Below are 15,665 nucleotides of genomic sequence, written 5' to 3' on the forward strand. Positions count from 1 at the left end.
GCTTCGCTAAGACCGCGAAAAGACTTTCTCTCCCTCAAGGGGAGAGAGGGCGCGCGGCGCGGATGCCTCGGTAACATATCCAGCGAGGGAATGCCGCACTCGCCTCCTCGTCATCCCGGCCTCCGAGCCGGGATCCATTCCTGAGACCCATCATCCCTGACGCGGGTGGCGATGGCACCACCATACTCGCCGAGAGGCAAGAGGAATGGACCCCGGCTCGGAGGCAGGGGTGACGAGAAGCTCTCGGGGATCGAGAAGACCTTTCGGCACGCTCCCCCTCTCCCCCCTTGAGGGGGAGAAAGCCATTCCAAGGAATTGGGCCGGGCGAAGCGCGGACCAAACCTTGAGAATGGCAAGAGGGGGGTGTGCGATCTCTCCTCCCCCCGGAAGCCGGCCGAACGTCCGCAAACCCCTCTCTTGCGATTTCTAACGTTTAGCGCCGACGGCGCTAAGCCGAAGAAATCGCTTTCTCTCCCTCAAGGGGAGAGAGGGCGCGCGGCGCGATTGCCTCAGCAACATAGCCAGCGAGGGAATGCCGCACTCCCCTCCTCGTCATCCCGGCCTCCGAGCGCGCATGGCGCCCATTCCTGAGGCCCATCCTCCCTGACGCGGGTGGCGATGGCGCCACCATACGCGCCGAGAGGCAAGAGGCATGGATCCCGGATCAAGTCCGGGATGACGAAGCTCACCACGATCGACGAACTCGCGGGCATCGCACCAGCAGACACCACCACCCGCATGGCACGTCCCTTGCAACGTCCTTTTCGACCTCAAATCAAAAGGATAGCGCATGACCCGTACCGCCTTCATTCTCTCCCTTCTCACCGCCGGAACGGCCATCGGCATCTGTCCGGCAGCTGCGCAGGATGCCCAATCGGACGCCATGTCCGAGACGACATCCGAACGCCCGCCGGTGGCCGAGCCCATCCGCGTCGACAGTTTCGAGGGACAGAACGCCGCAATCCAGCCGATCGATGCCGAGACCGGCCCCGCGCCGGCCGAGGCGGGCCTTGCCGGCGAATTCTACGTGCCATCGACGACGGAGAACGTCACTTGGGGCCGGCTGCCGAACCGCGCCTCCCAGCCGATCCTCACCGTGCCGTCCGGCGCGACCGTCACCGTGGACACGATTTCCCACGAGGGCATTCTGGAAGATCAGGGCCGCGACCCGGTCGCCTATTTCGGCCAGTTCGGCGTGCCGGAGGATCAGGTAATCACCGATGCGGTTGCGCTGACGGCCTCCGACAGGGAGCACAGCTTTTCGGGAGACGGCCCGCATGTCGTCACCGGCCCGATCGCCATCGAGGGCGCCGAGGCCGGCGACATCCTGATGATCGAGACGCTCACCATCGAGCCGCGCGTGCCCTATGGCGTCATCTCCAACCGCCACGGCAAGGGCGCGCTGCCGGGCGAATATCCGCTGGGTCCGAAGCCGGAGGAGAATGCCTCGGCCGAGAACCCCGAAGCCTACAACAATGTCTCGATCTTCACGCCGATCCGCCAGTTCCGCGGCGAGATCTACGGCGTCCTCAACGGCGGCGAGCGCGGCGAGATCAGCTTCCGCGCGATCCCCTTCATGGGGCTGATGGGCGTTGCCACCGACACCGAGGAGGCACTGAACTCCGTGCCGCCGGGTGAGTGGGGCGGCAATATCGACATCAACGAGATCGGAGCCGGCTCGACGCTCTATCTGCCGATCGAAGTCGACGGCGGGCTGTTCTATACGGGCGATCCCCATGCCAGCCAGGGCGACGGCGAAGTGGCGCTGACCGCGCTCGAACTCTCCGCCCGCACCACCTTCCGCCTCACGGTTCTGAAGGAGGGCGACGAGCGCCTGCCCGTGCCGGGCCTCGACCGGCCTTTCGCCGAAACCGCCGACTACTGGATCCCCATCGGCCTCAACGAGGATCTCGACGAGGCGATGAAGGAGGCCGTGCGCTCCTCCATCACCTTCCTCACCGACCGCCTCGGCGTAGACCCCCAAACCGCCCTCGCCTATCTCAGCGCCGCGACGGATTACGAGGTGAGCCAGGTCGTCGACAAGACGAAGGGCGTCCACGCCCTGATCGAGAAGAGCGATTTTTCGGGGTTTTCTTCGACGGATTTGCCCGAGAGTGAGCCGGAGGCAAGCGCTCCCGCGACAGAAGCCGACGGGTCGGCGGCACAATAAGCACAGCGCGCACTTGGAGGAGAGGGAACAACCACCCTCCCCTCCTTCGTCATCCCGGCCTCCGAGCCGGGATCCATTCCTCTTGCCTCTCCGCGAGTATGGTGGTGCCACCGCCACCGACATCAGAAAGGACAGGCCTCAGGAATGGATCCCGGATCAAGTCCGGGATGACGAAGCTCACTTGGATCGAGGACAAACCGCAGCCTCGCACGCCAAAACCCCATTGCAGCCATCACGCGCGTCGCGCAATCTGAAGTCATGACCGGCTTCGTCTACATCATGGCCAGCAAGAAGGGCGGCACGCTCTACACCGGCGTGACGTCGGACCTCTCGCACCGCGTCTACGAGCACAAGAACGGCCTGACACCCGGCTTCACCAGCCGCTACAGCTGCAAGCGCCTCGTCTGGTATGAAGAGCATTTCGACATTCGCGACGCGATCACGCGCGAAAAGACGATCAAACGCTGGCCGCGCCAATGGAAGATCGATCTCATCGAAACGATCAACCCGGAATGGACCGAACTTTATCGGGGCATCGGCTGGTAGGATGTCGAGCTTGCGCAGCAACAGTGACCGCCTCTCTTTCGATGTTTGAGAGGGATCATCCTCTCTCCTCCTTCGTCATCCCGGCCTCCAAACGCGCCTATCGTTCGTCCTTCTTGGACGTCACATCCTTGACGAAGGCAGTGAGCGGAAACGCACTCCCCTCTTTCGTCATCCCGGCCTCCGAGCCGGGATCCATTCCTCTTGCCTCTCCGCGAGTATGGTGGTGCCACCGCCACCGACATCAGAAAGGACGGGCCTCAGGAATGGATCCCGGATCAAGTCCGGGATGACGAAGCTCACTGAAATCGAAAAATCCAAAAATCTTGTCCCCGCCCTCTGAACCACCCGCATAATCCCCCTCGCCACGCACCCAGGGGGCACGGGTGATCGCCGGGATCGCTTCGGGTGCATGGCTTGCGGGTCTGCGGCGGTGTTCCTTCCGGAGGAACAGCGCCCCGGACGCCTCGCGGCTCCGTTGGTCCCTCGCGTAATACGGCGCGGGTGCGGATCGGTCCGCTTGAACGGGAGGCCGGCAAGGCTCCCCGTGAAGCACCAACAGCCGCCGATGGTTTGGGCTACGCCCGACGTGGAACCTCAAGCTGGCATCCCCCGCCTCGGCAACGAGGCCGGCGTGCTGGCGGGGCGAAGCATCGGGCAAGGCAGGAGCGATCGGCGAAGCGAGCGCGACAAATCCCGCGCGGAGCGCCGGAGGTGAGCCGCATACAAAACGTTTCGGAGGGCTCGCCTCCGGCGCTTCGCCGCCCTCATCGGGTGGCGCCACACCGAAAGCTCTCAATACCCCGGCCGCGAAAGCGGCGCGGGAACGCGATCGCGCGTCCGGTCAATACTGCGGGGCGAAGCCCGCGTCCGGCACCTCGTCGCACCAGACCTTGAAGCCGGTCAGCGTGTTCGCGCCGAAGGTGTGGGTCAGCGGCACGTCGGACGCGTCGCGGCCGATCGCGATAAGGACGCGGCCCCAGCGCGGCGCGTTGTTGCGCGGGTCGAAGGTCCACCAGCGCCCGGAGAGATAGACCTCCATCCAGGCGCAGAAATCCTGCTCGCCCCAGGGCTTCGGCAGGTTGATGTCGCTGATATAGCCGGTGCAGTAGCGCGTCGGAATGTTCAGCGCCCGGCAGAAGGCGACGGCGAGATGGGCATAGTCGCGGCAGACGCCGATGCCCTCGTTATAGGCTTCCCACGCGGTCCGCGTCGCCCGCGCCTGCATGTAGTCGAAGTGGAGATGGCCGTTCACGAAGTCGCAGACGGCCTGCACCTTGTCCCAGCCGTTCTCGATATGCCCAAAAAGCCGCCAGGCCTCGTTCGACAACAGGTCCGTCTCGCAATACCGGCTGCCGAGAAGATAGACCATCACCTCGGACGGCAGCTCCTCGACCGGATGCTGATAGGCCCCATAACCCACGGGATCGGGCGTGCCTTCATCGTGAATGATCGTGTCCGTGCCGATGGAAAACGTCCCCGCAGGCCCCACCAGCCGGTTGATCCAGTTGCCGAACGAGTCGCGATAGCTGGTGATCGGCACGAAGGGCGTCACGCGCAGGTAATCTGGCGTTTCGAGACGGCCGGCCTTGGAAAAATGAACGTTGAGATTGACGATCATGGGCGTTGCCTGCGCCAGCTCGTAGGTGAGCTGGCAACCCAGATGAATGCGCATGAGCTTGGACTCGTTGGTATGTGGGGTGCCGGAAGCGTCACCGGGTGCTGATCCCGCGCAAAACATCTCGGACGGGAAGAATGGACGCTATTACTACGACTTGATGCTTCTAACGCGCGAATGCAACCGATGTTTCGTTCGCGAACCTGTCACCAACGCGTTTTCGTCGCCGATCGTTGCGCCAGATGGTAGCCGAGCCACTGCAACCGACCGGACGAGACTTTCATGACCTATTCCATCATCGGACACGATCCCGAGACCGGAGCCATCGGCGGGGCGGTGCAGTCGAAGTTTCCGGGCGTCGCCTCGATCGTTCTGCACGGCGATGCGACCGCCGGCATGATCCACACCCAGGCCTTCTCCAACCCCGATCACGGCCGCGACGGCCTCGACCTGTTACGCCTCGGCGCCTCGCCTGAAGACGTGATCTCGATCCTGACACGCGGCGACGCGGCCGAGGGTCAGCGGCAGATCGCAGTCATGAACCGGGCCGGAAAAAGCGCTCACCACACCGGCGCGGAGATCGGAACCTGGCAGGGCGAAAGCGGCGGGCTTCAGGGCGAGAACTCGATCGCCATCGGCAATTCGCTGTCGAACGAGGGCGTTCTCGCCGCGATGGTCGAAGCATTCGAGACCGGTACCGGCGATCTCGCGACCCGGCTTATCGGGTCGATCGCAGCCGGCCGCGACGCAGGCGGCGAATTCCGCGGCGTCCAGGCCGCGGGCATCCTCGTCGTCAAGTCCGGCGGCGGCTATGGTGGGCGCTCTGGCCGGATGGTCGACATCCAGGTCTACGACCACGCAGCGCCCATCGAGGAACTTGCGCGCTGCTACCAACTTCACCGCCTCAGCTATTTTCCGTCAGATGAGGCCAATGTGGTCCCGATCGACACCGAGACGGCCGGCTATCTGCGCCAGCTCCTGACAAGCACCGGCCTACTGCTCGCCCCCTCGGAAGAGCTTTGGGGCGAAGCCGAAATCGCCGCCATGGCGCGTTTCATGGGCCAGGAGAACTATGACAACCGCATCCGCGACGATGCGAGGATCGACACCGAAGTGCTCGCCGATATCCGCGCCAAGCACGGCTGAGTCAGATTGCGGATCAGTAGGTTCTGATCCGCCGCGCTCTCCGCCGTTCGAGCCCCAGCCGGCTCTCCCGCCAGATGATGAAGATACCGGCGGCAATGACGATCGCGCCGCCGATCAGGGTCGAGACGTTGATCGCCTCCCCAAAGACGAGCGCGCCGATCGCGATGGCCAGGATCAGCGATGAATATTCGAACGGTGCGACCGTGGACGTGTCGGCATAGCGATAGGCCGCCGTCAGCAGAAGCTGGCCGACGCCGCCGAGAATACCGGCGAGAAGAAGAAAGATCGCCTGGGATGTCGAAGGCATGATCCAGCCGAATGGCGCGGAGAAGGCCGAGATGATCGTCGCGGCCAGCATGAAATAGAGAACGATCGTCGCGGTCTTTTCGGTCTGCGCAAGCTTACGCACCTGTATCATCGCCACCGCCGCGAAGACCGAGCCGATGAGACAGGCGACGATCCCGGCGACATGCGGTCCGGACAATCCCTCGGCCCCGACGGTGAGGCTCGGCACGGTCACCACAGCGACACCGACAAGCCCGATGACAACCGCCGTCCAACGATAGGCCCGAACCTTTTCGCCCAGGAAAAGCGCGGCGAAGATCACCGTGATCAGCGGCGTCGCGTAGTTGATCGTGATCCACTCGGGATAAGGAAGCCGCGTGATCGAGAAAAAGCCGAGGCCCATCGCGCAAACGCCGATCAACCCGCGAATCGCGTGGCCTTTCAGATCGTTTGTCGAAAACGCCGTTCTGAGATCGCCGAGCCAGGCGAGATAGACCGCGACCGGCACCAGCGCGAAGAAGCAGCGGAAGAACACCACCTCGCCTGCCGGAACGTCCTCGCCCGCCGCCTTGATCGCGGTCTGCATCGCGACGAAGGAAAGGATCGAGAAGAGTTTGAGCGAAACGCCGAAGATCGGGCTCTCGGTTTCGGCGGAGCCTTGGAGCATGTGAGATGGCTTTCGGAAACGAAATTTTGAAGGCGTAGATGTCGCGCCACGACGCTCGATACCGAAGGCCGCCACGAAATTGCAAATCGCGAAGGCGTGTCTACCTACGGTGCAATCGAGAGAAGGACCCGCCCCATGATGCGCACAGAGACAGGCCAGACCGTCAAACTTGCCGACTATTCCGAGACAGATTTCGTCTTCAAAGGAGTCTTCCTCACGATCCGGCTCTTCGAGGGTTCGGCTGAAATCGACAGTGAAATCCGGCTCGAGCGCCGCGAGGGCACGGCCCCGGATGCGCCGCTGATTCTCGATGGCGATGAACTGACCCTCACCCACCTGAAACTCAACAACGAGACAGTGGCCGAGAGCGACTACGATGCGAGCGCCGACAGGCTGACCGTCCGCAATCTGCCGGCTGACGAAGAATTCATTCTGCACATCGGCACGAAGATCGTTCCCGAAAAGAACACCAAGCTGATGGGGCTTTACCGGTCGAACGGCATCTGGTGCACCCAGTGCGAGGCCGAAGGCTTCCGCCGCATCACCTATTTCTACGACCGGCCGGACGTTCTGATCCCATACACAGTACGGATCGAGGCTTCGAAGGACGCCGCGCCGGTGCTCCTATCCAACGGCAATCCGGGCGAGACCGGCGACCTCGAGGACGGTCGACATTACGCGGTCTGGGACGATCCTTTCAATAAACCGTCCTATCTCTTTGCCATGGTCGCAGGCGATCTGGAGCGGGTGGGCGACAGCTTCACGACCGCGAGCGGTAAGTCCGTCACGCTCGGCATCTACACCGACAAGGGCAAGTCCCATCAGGCCGAATACGCGATGGACGCCCTGAAGCGCTCGATGGTCTGGGACGAGCGCCGATTTGGCCGGGAATACGATCTCGACGTCTTCAACATCGTCGCCATCGCCGATTTCAACATGGGCGCAATGGAGAACAAGGGCCTCAACGTCTTCAACCACAAATATGTGCTGCTCGACCCGGACATCGCGACCGACCAGGATTATGCGGGCGTCGAAACCGTCATCGCCCACGAATATTTCCATAACTGGACCGGCAACCGCATCACCTGCCGCGACTGGTTCCAGCTCTGCCTGAAGGAAGGTCTCACGGTCTTCCGCGATCAAGAGTTCACGGCCGACGAGCGCGACCGGACCGTCCAGCGCATCGGATCTGTGCGCCGCCTCAAATCGATGCAGTTTCCTGAAGATCAGGGTCCGCTTCAGCACCCTGTCCGGCCAAGCGAATATCGCGAGATCAACAACTTCTACACGGCGACCGTCTACGACAAGGGCGCCGAACTGGTCCGGATGATCGCGACACTGCTCGGCTCCGAAGATTTCCGGAAAGGCATGGACCTGTATTTCGAGCGTCATGACGGCGATGCCGCGACAATCGAGGATTTCATCAAGGTCTTCGAGGATGCCACCGGGACCGATCTGTCAAATTTCGCGCTCTGGTACCATCAGGCTGGTACGCCGACACTGACGGTGACTGAAAACTACGACGCGAACGACGACCGTTACACGCTGACCCTGACGCAGAAGCTCAAGGAAGGCGCGGCAAAGACCGGCACGAAGCCAATGCTGATGCCGGTCAAGTTCGGGCTTGTGGGTCCGAATGGCGAGGACCGGACGGCGATGCCAAGTCAGGGCGGCGATATCCGCGATGACGTGATCCAGCTTTCCGAAGCGGAAGAGAGCTTCGTCTTCGAGAACGTCGGCGGCAAGCCCTACCTCTCAATCCTTCGCGACTTCTCGGCGCCGGTCGATCTCAAGCATGAACAGTCCGAGGCCGATCGGCTCGCGCTCGCCCGGCTTGACCCGAATCCGTTCAACCGCTGGCGTATCCTGAACGATCTCATCGGCGAGCGGCTTGCCAAGGCCGGAAGCAGGCCCGGTGACCTGCCGGACAACCCGCTGGGCGACGAACTCGTTACAGCCATTGTGGAGACGGCCAACGACGACAGCCTCGATCCGGCGTTCCGCGCTCAGGTTCTGAATCTTCCGGCGGATACGGAGATCGCGCGACTGATCGGCGAGAACGTCGATCCAGATCATGTCCATGCAGTCGCGACGGCGGCGCGTAAGGCAATCGCTTCCAAAGGTCAGTCGGTGTTTGCACGACTGACGGATGCGGCTCCGGCCGATGCGCAGTTCTCGCCAGATGCGGAAAGCGCAGGCAAGCGCGCGCTCGCCAATGGTGCTCTCGGATACGCAACGCTTGCCGACGGCAAGCCAGACCACGCCTTCGAACGCGTGACCAGTGCTTCGAACATGACGGATCGGCAGGCCGCGCTCGCGATCCTTGTTTTCCGCTTCCCGGACCACGAAATGACGCAGCGTGCTCTCGACGTCTTCTACGAACGCTACGAAAGCGAGGCGCTGGTTCTCGACAAATGGTTCGCGCTTCAGGGCGCAGCGCCCGGAATGGCCACGCTCGACCGGATCGAGGCTCTCCTTCGACATCCACGCTTTACGTTGAAAAACCCGAACCGCGCCCGATCGCTGATCGGCTCCTTCGCTGGCATGAATCCGACCGCGTTCCATCGCGTCGACGGTCGCGGCTACGGCTGGTTCCGTGACCGCCTGATCGAACTCGACGCAATCAATCCACAGATCGCAGCGCGCATGGCTACGGCATTCCGCACCTGGCGCATTCTCGAAGAGCAGCGTCAGGCCAAAGCGAAAGATGTGCTCGTAGGTCTTGCAAACATGCCACAGCTATCGAGGGACCTAAAAGATATTGTGGACAGAACCTTGGCGTGACCGCGTCAAGCTAGTTGATAAAAAAATTTACCGTTTGGAAAGGTGTGGACAAGTTGATTCGCGTCTGTTTCATATCTGGGTGATTCGGCTGTGTGGCGTATCCGAATCGCGATGTGCGGCAACGAGGAATCCAGACATGCGAGCAGACGCGTTTTTCGCGTCGGCGGGGGACCTTTATACCAAATTTAAGGGTATCCTCAGCGACCAGCCAGAGATAGGCGCGTTCCCAACCCCTTTTTCCCAGTGGAATGGCAGCCGGATCGCAGCGACGGAACGCTTCTTTCGGCGAGCTATTCCTGCTCTCCTGATCGTCTTCCTCGCGCTCGTCGCCGTCGTACGCTTCGGATCGCTCATTGAGCATCGCGGGGCGATCGAAAGCGACATCGCGCAAGACCTCTACATGGCGACACGCTTTCTCGCGGCGGAAAGCGCGCTCCTTCCTGAAAATCCGGGCGAGGTCAATCCCCTCAACGCGCTTCTCACAAGCCGTTTGCCGGAAGGGCTCCTGCAACCCGGACGCTTCGTCGTCATCAGCAGTACGGACGGCTCGATCATCGCGGCGACGCCTGACTTCGAATACCTGATCGGCTCCGATCTGGTGACACGGCTTTCACTCTCGCCCACCGCCATCCAGCTCGGCCGAGGAACGACCACGGTTTCGGGCGTTCTCAACGAAGAAGCAATCGAGACCTCGAGCATAGAGCTTGCAAACGACCTCGGTGTCGCGACCGTCGGCCAGATCGAAAGGCCAGCCCTGTCCCCCTGGCGTAACGCCCTAGCGGTCAACGTCACGCTTTTTTCCATGACGAGCCTCGTGGTTCTCGCGATCGTCCTTGCGTATTTCCGGCAGGCCAGCCGAGCGGAGGAGGCCCAGTTCGCCTATCTCGAAACGCATGATCTGGTCGATACGGCCTTGAGCCTCGGTCGATCCGGTCTGTGGGACTGGAATGTCTCGCGCGGTGAGATCCAGCTCTCGCGTTCGCTCTACGAACTCCTGGGGTTTGCGCCAAGCTCTGCGTCGATCGGGTTCGCCGAACTCGAACCGCGGCTTCATCCCGCAGATCTCGGTGTGAAGAGCAGCCTGTGCCGGGTCATTGCGGGCAATATCAAGAGCTTCGATCGGACCTTCCGGCTTCGTCACACCGACGGCCATTTCGTCTGGCTGCGGGCACGTGCCGAGGCGACGCGCAATTCCTCAGGCGAACGCCATCTCGTCGGCATCGCCGTCGACGTCAGCGAGCAGCAGGCGCTGGCAGAACGCACGAAGCAGGCGCACCATCAGCTGCACAGCGCCATCGAGAATATTCCCGAGACCTTCGTTCTCTGTGACAATGACGACGACATCATCCTCGCCAATTCGAAATACCGAGCGGTCTTCGGCCTGACCGAAGAGGACACGCGGCCGGGCACAAACCTGTCCGAGGTGATGAAGAAATCGCGCAAGCCGATCGAAAGCGCTCAGGTCGGCGGGAACTCTTCCAATCGAGATGACAGCGCATCCGAGATCAAGATGCCGGATGGACGCTGGCTGCTGCTTTCGGAGCGCCGGACCAAGGAAGGCTTCATCGCGATCGGGGCGGACATCACCCAGCTCAAGGTGCATCAGACGCGGCTGCACGAGTCCGAGCGGCGCCTCACGGACATTATTCATACTTTGAGCGAAACCCGGGGCGACGCCGAACGAAAGGCCGCTCAGCTGGAAGAGCTCAACCAGAGCTTCCGGATCGAGAAGAACAAGGCTGAAGCAGCGTCGCGGGCGAAAACCACCTTCCTTGCGAATATGAGCCACGAATTGCGGACGCCGTTGAACGCGATCCTCGGATTTTCCGATATCATGCGCCAGCAGATGCTGGGCCCGATCGGCGCGGACAAATATGCCGGCTATGCGAACGACATTTACGAAAGCGGGGAATTCCTGCTCCAGCTGATCGATGACATTCTCGACATGCAGAAGATCGAGACGGGCCGCACGACGATCCTGCGCCGCGTGTTCAATCTGACCGAGGCGGTGGAAGAGACCGCCCGGATGGTCGAGGGATCAGTCGCCCAGCAAGGAATCGATCTGGTGATCGAGCAGCCGAAAAAACTGGACGTCTATGCCGACCGCCGCGCTGTCACGCAGATCCTGATGAACCTGATGTCGAACGCGGTGAAGTTCAGCGATACCGGCGGCGAGGTTCGCGTATCGGTGAAAGAACGAGGCGGCTCGGTGCTTTTGAGCATTACCGATCACGGCGAGGGAATATCGTCCTCCAACCTGACCAAGATCGGGAAACCGTTCGAGCAGACCGAAAGCGAGTGGACCCGGACGAAGAAGGGAACCGGACTGGGGCTCGCGATCGCCCGCTCACTCACCGAATTGCACGGCGGCCGCTTCCGCATCGCCTCGACCCTCGGAGAAGGCACGATCGTCGCGATCCGCTTCCCCAATACGATCGAGATGGAGAAAGCCGCCGCCTGATGGAAGCCGGCGACCTTATTCCATCCATTGAGTAATTATTAGTTCACTCGCTCTTATGATCGGTCAAATTGAGCCGATCCGCGCCATGAGGCTGATTCTCGAGATATCCGTATCTCGGCGCCGCGGTGCGTTGGAGGACCGAGTTGAGTCAGACCGATCGCATTCCGGATATCGAACGCCTGCGGGCAAAAGCGCCGGGACCTGCCGAGCCGCGCGCCGATCATGACAGTGCCGAGCTGAACGCGCTCGCGGCCCGGATCGCCGACCACTACCGGACCGACTTCATCACGCCGAGGCTTCTCGCCGGTTATCTTCGCCTGGTGGAATTTTCAGTTCTCGCCGCAATCGGTTCGCTCTTTCTCATTTTCTACGTTGATCTCGGCACGAGCCTGCTCTGGTCCTACGTGACGATCATCCTCGCCGGCTCTTCGATCGGCATACTGACGATCAATGTCATCGGCGGTTACAGACCAAGCTTCCTGAGACAATCGATGCTCGCCCATTGGCGGGTGGCAGCGGCATGGGGCGCGGTCGTCATGGGCATGACCGCGGCGCTCTTCTTCATCTACGGAACGGCCGATCATTCCCGCGTCTTTCTCGGCGGCTGGTTTCTCTGCGGCGTGATCGCCCTGAGTCTCATCCGCGTCACCCTCTGCTCATTCATCCGCAAATGGGCTCGTGACGGCCGCATGGAGCGCCGCGCCGTCATCGTCGGCGGAGGGCGCAACGCGGAAGACCTGATCCGCGGCCTCGAAGCACAAGGCGATTCCGACATTCGTATCTGCGGTATCTTCGACGACCGCAACGATCGCCGCTCGCCCCCAATCGTTGCCGGATATCCGAAACTCGGCACCATTCCCGAGCTCGTCACCTTTTCCCGGCGAACGCGGATCGACATGCTGATCGTGACCCTGCCGCTCTCGGCCGAAGAGCGTCTGCTGGCGCTGTTGAAAAAGCTGTGGGTGCTGCCGGTCGACATTCGGCTCTCGGCCCATGAGAACGCCCTTCAGTTTCGGCCGCGCAGCTATTCCTTCATCGGCGATATTCCGATGATCGACGTGCTCGACCGGCCGCTGGCGGACTGGGACTGGATCGCAAAGCGGGTTTTCGATTTCGTCTTCGCGGCGCTTGCGATCGTCCTCTTGTCGCCTGTGCTTCTCCTGACCGCGATGGCGGTGAAGTTGGACTCGCCTGGTCCGGTGATCTTTCGTCAGAAGCGTCACGGCTTCAACAACCAGATCATCGAGGTCTTCAAGTTCCGCTCGCTTCGCGACGAGTTCTCCGATCCGGAAGCCAAACAGATCGTGACGAAGAACGACCTGCGCGTCACACGTGTGGGGTCCTTCATTCGCAAAACCTCGATCGACGAACTGCCACAGCTCTTCAACGTGCTCCGAGGAGAGCTCTCGCTGGTCGGGCCGCGACCGCACGCGCTGCATGCCCAGTCCAGCCAGAACGAAACCTTCACGGCGATCGTCGACGGCTATTTCGGCCGCCACAAGGTGAAGCCGGGGATCACCGGCTTGGCCCAGATCAAGGGGTGGCGCGGGGAGATCGACGAACCGGAAAAGCTCAAGCGACGCTTCGAGCATGATCTCCATTACATCGAGAACTGGTCCCTCGCCTTCGATCTCTACATCCTGCTGATGACGCCCGTCAGCTTGCTGAGAAAGACCGAAGGCGCCTATTGATCGGCCGCCAGCTCCTCTTCTCCACCATTGATGATCGCAGTGCGCTACGTCGGTAGCGGTTGTCTTCCAGACCTGTTTCGTGTCCGATCGGGGATGGATAGCGGAGGAGGACGAGCGGGCGATGGGCATCACCATTCGACGGGAGCGGGCCGAAGACCATGAAGCCATCCGGCGGCTGACGAAGACCGCCTTCGAAGCCACCGAGGAAAGCGATGGCACCGAGGCCGATATCGTCGATGCGCTTCGCGAAGACGGCGCCCTTGAGCTTTCACTGGTCGCGGTCGATGATGCTGGCGAACTCCTCGGCCATATCGCATTTTCGCGCGTTACGATCGACAGCGAAGAGCCGCACTGGTTCGGGCTCGGGCCGATCTCCGTCTGGCCGGATCATCAGGGCGAAGGCATAGGCTCCCGGCTGGTCAACGAAGGACTGCGAGAGATCAGGACACTCGGGGCGAATGGCTGCGTACTGGTCGGCGACCCGAACTTCTATTCCCGCTTTTCCTTCGAGAGCGATACCGCCCTCACCTATCGCGGACTGCCCACAAACTATATCCAGCGGATCGTCTTCCACGGCTCCGCCCCACAAGGCGAGATCACCTATCATTCCGCCTTCGAGCAGGCGTCTTGATGAGTTACGGTATCACCACATCCGATGCAGCGGATCCTAGCAAGGACTGGTGGCGTGGCGCGGTCATCTATCAGATCTATCCGCGTTCCTTTCAGGATACGGACGGCGACGGCATCGGTGATCTGAAAGGAATCGCAGAGCGGCTGGACCATGTCGCCTCGCTGAATGTGGACGCGATCTGGATTTCGCCCTTCTTCGCCTCGCCGATGAAGGACTTCGGCTACGATGTCTCCGACTATCGCGCCGTCGATCCGATGTTCGGCACGCTTGAGGATTTCGACGCCGTCATCGAGAAGGCCCATACGCTTGGCCTGAAGGTGATCATCGACCAGGTGCTGTCGCACAGTTCCGACCGGCACGCCTGGTTCGAGGAGAGCCGGCAGAACCGCGATAATCCCAAGGCCGATTGGTATGTCTGGGCCGACCCGAAGCCGGACGGCACGCCGCCGAACAATTGGCTTTCAGTATTCGGTGGTCCGGCCTGGCAATGGGACTCGAAACGCCGCCAATACTACCTGCACAACTTCCTAGCCTCGCAGCCCGACCTCAACTTCCACAATCCGAACGTCAGAGAAGCGCTGCTCGGCGAGGTGCGCTTCTGGCTGGAGCGCGGCGTCGACGGTTTGCGGCTCGATACGGCGAATTTCTACGTGCACGACGCCGAACTCAGAGACAATCCACCGCTCAAGCCGTTCGAGCGGATGGAGGTCTTCGCCTCACAAAGCGATGCCTATAATTGGCAGGATCATGTCTATGACCGGAATCGGCCGGAGACACTGGACTTCCTGCGCCAGCTGCGCGCGCTGCTCGACGAATTCGGAGCGACGACGGCGCTGGGCGAGATCGGCGATCGGGTTCGCGGCGCGGAGTTGATGGGCGAATTCACCGCCGGCTCGGACCTTCTGCATATGAGCTATTGCTTCGAATTCCTGAGCGGGCCGATGCCGACGGTCGCGGACGTGAAATTTACGATCGAGCGTTTCGAGGAGGCATCACGCGGCGGGTGGCCATGCTGGGCGTTTTCGAACCACGATGTCATCCGCCATGCAACGCGTTGGGCCGGGGCGGACGCGGCAAACGCCGATGCCCTCGCCCGGCTTGCGGCGGCGATTCTGCTCTCACTGCGCGGCTCCGTCTGCCTCTATCAAGGCGAGGAGCTTGGTCTGACCGAGGCGGACATCGCCTATGAGAACATCGTCGACCCGCAGGGCCTCAACCTCTGGCCGGAAGGCAAGGGGCGCGATGGCTGCAGAACGCCGATGGTCTGGGAGGCGAGCGATCCGAATGCAGGCTTCTCGACCGCCAAGCCCTGGCTTCCAATTCCTGCCGAGCATCTGAGAAGAGCTGTAGACCGGATGGAGGCGGACGCTTCGTCCCTGCTGCACTTCTACCGCCGACTGATCAACAAACGGAAAGCTGCCCCGGCACTCATCAGGGGAGATTTCGCCTTTGTCGAAGCCGGGGCCGATCTGCTCGCCTATCGCCGCGACCATGACGGTGAAACCTGTTTGTGCGTTTTCAACCTATCTGGAAATCCGGCTGAATATCAGGTGCCGAACGGCGGACAGCTGGAGAGTATTTTCGACGATCTTCTCGGCGGGTTCTGCGTCGACAGCGCCGTAAAGCTTGGTGCCTATGAAGGCTTTATCGGCCGGGTAACCTGACCTCG

The 15,665-nt window shown here is 61.7% G+C and carries 10 protein-coding genes; 8 read left to right on the forward strand and 2 right to left on the reverse strand.

The annotated features are described in order from the left end of the window. The first annotated feature begins 790 nt into the window (after positions 1–790). Positions 791–2,170 carry an acetamidase/formamidase family protein gene (locus tag ABRA89_RS05710; protein WP_349940485.1) on the forward strand — a complete coding sequence of 460 codons (1,380 nt, stop codon included), beginning with the start codon at positions 791–793 and terminating at the stop codon, positions 2,168–2,170. Between the two features lie 258 nt (positions 2,171–2,428). After that, positions 2,429–2,716 carry a GIY-YIG nuclease family protein gene (locus tag ABRA89_RS05715; protein ID WP_349940486.1) on the forward strand — a complete coding sequence of 96 codons (288 nt, stop codon included), beginning with the start codon at positions 2,429–2,431 and terminating at the stop codon, positions 2,714–2,716. 841 nt (positions 2,717–3,557) lie between these two features. On the opposite strand, the gene ABRA89_RS05720 is transcribed toward ABRA89_RS05715, so the two are convergent. Further along, the gene (locus tag ABRA89_RS05720; RefSeq protein WP_349940487.1) at positions 3,558–4,388 is read right to left on the reverse strand and encodes a transglutaminase-like domain-containing protein; all 831 of its coding nucleotides are present in this window, start codon (positions 4,386–4,388) and stop codon (positions 3,558–3,560) included. Between the two features lie 225 nt (positions 4,389–4,613). Between ABRA89_RS05720 and ABRA89_RS05725 the strand changes: the two genes are divergently transcribed. Next, positions 4,614–5,477 (forward strand): DUF1028 domain-containing protein, encoded by an 864-nt coding sequence (locus ABRA89_RS05725; protein WP_349940488.1) that lies wholly within the window; start codon positions 4,614–4,616, stop codon positions 5,475–5,477. Positions 5,478–5,490: 13 nt separating this feature from the next. Here ABRA89_RS05725 and ABRA89_RS05730 read toward each other — a convergent pair whose 3' ends face one another. Continuing rightward, the gene (locus ABRA89_RS05730) at positions 5,491–6,429 is read right to left on the reverse strand and encodes a DMT family transporter (protein ID WP_349940489.1); all 939 of its coding nucleotides are present in this window, start codon (positions 6,427–6,429) and stop codon (positions 5,491–5,493) included. 138 nt (positions 6,430–6,567) lie between these two features. Between ABRA89_RS05730 and pepN the strand changes: the two genes are divergently transcribed. The 5 genes from pepN to ABRA89_RS05755 all read left to right on the forward strand — a co-directional run bounded on the left by pepN (position 6,568) and on the right by ABRA89_RS05755 (position 15,660). Continuing rightward, positions 6,568–9,213: an aminopeptidase N gene (gene pepN / locus ABRA89_RS05735; RefSeq protein WP_349940612.1), complete on the forward strand. Its 2,646-nt coding sequence runs from the start codon at positions 6,568–6,570 to the stop codon at positions 9,211–9,213. 136 nt (positions 9,214–9,349) lie between these two features. Next, positions 9,350–11,674, forward strand: coding sequence for a PAS domain-containing sensor histidine kinase (locus ABRA89_RS05740; RefSeq protein ID WP_349940490.1), 2,325 nt, complete (start codon positions 9,350–9,352; stop codon positions 11,672–11,674). A gap of 143 nt (positions 11,675–11,817) precedes the next feature. After that, a complete protein-coding gene (locus ABRA89_RS05745; RefSeq protein WP_349940491.1) occupies positions 11,818–13,365 on the forward strand; it encodes an undecaprenyl-phosphate glucose phosphotransferase in 1,548 nt (515 codons plus the stop codon). 79 nt (positions 13,366–13,444) lie between these two features. Next, complete coding sequence (locus ABRA89_RS05750) at positions 13,445–13,996, forward strand: GNAT family N-acetyltransferase (RefSeq protein ID WP_349940492.1); 552 nt, start codon at positions 13,445–13,447, stop codon at positions 13,994–13,996. Then, positions 13,996–15,660, forward strand: a complete 1,665-nt coding sequence (locus tag ABRA89_RS05755) for an alpha-glucosidase family protein (protein ID WP_349940493.1) — start codon at positions 13,996–13,998, stop codon at positions 15,658–15,660. Before ABRA89_RS05750 ends, ABRA89_RS05755 begins: the two co-directional genes overlap by 1 nt. Positions 15,661–15,665: the final 5 nt, after the last annotated feature.

The organism is Fulvimarina thalattae (assembly GCF_040239565.1).
In the GTDB taxonomy this organism is placed as follows: Bacteria; Pseudomonadota; Alphaproteobacteria; order Rhizobiales; family Rhizobiaceae; genus Fulvimarina.

Bases quoted from the DNA above. Each gene is read 5' to 3' on its own strand.
- ABRA89_RS05710 (WP_349940485.1), top strand. From the start codon at position 791: ATGACCCGTACCGCCTTCATTCTCTCCCTTCTCACCGCCGGAACGGCC.
- ABRA89_RS05730 (WP_349940489.1), bottom strand. From the start codon at position 6,429: ATGCTCCAAGGCTCCGCCGAAACCGAGAGCCCGATCTTCGGCGTTTCG.
- ABRA89_RS05725 (WP_349940488.1), top strand. From the start codon at position 4,614: ATGACCTATTCCATCATCGGACACGATCCCGAGACCGGAGCCATCGGC.
- pepN (WP_349940612.1), top strand. From the start codon at position 6,568: ATGCGCACAGAGACAGGCCAGACCGTCAAACTTGCCGACTATTCCGAG.
- ABRA89_RS05755 (WP_349940493.1), top strand. From the start codon at position 13,996: ATGAGTTACGGTATCACCACATCCGATGCAGCGGATCCTAGCAAGGAC.
- ABRA89_RS05715 (WP_349940486.1), top strand. From the start codon at position 2,429: ATGACCGGCTTCGTCTACATCATGGCCAGCAAGAAGGGCGGCACGCTC.
- ABRA89_RS05740 (WP_349940490.1), top strand. From the start codon at position 9,350: ATGCGAGCAGACGCGTTTTTCGCGTCGGCGGGGGACCTTTATACCAAA.
- ABRA89_RS05720 (WP_349940487.1), bottom strand. From the start codon at position 4,388: ATGCGCATTCATCTGGGTTGCCAGCTCACCTACGAGCTGGCGCAGGCA.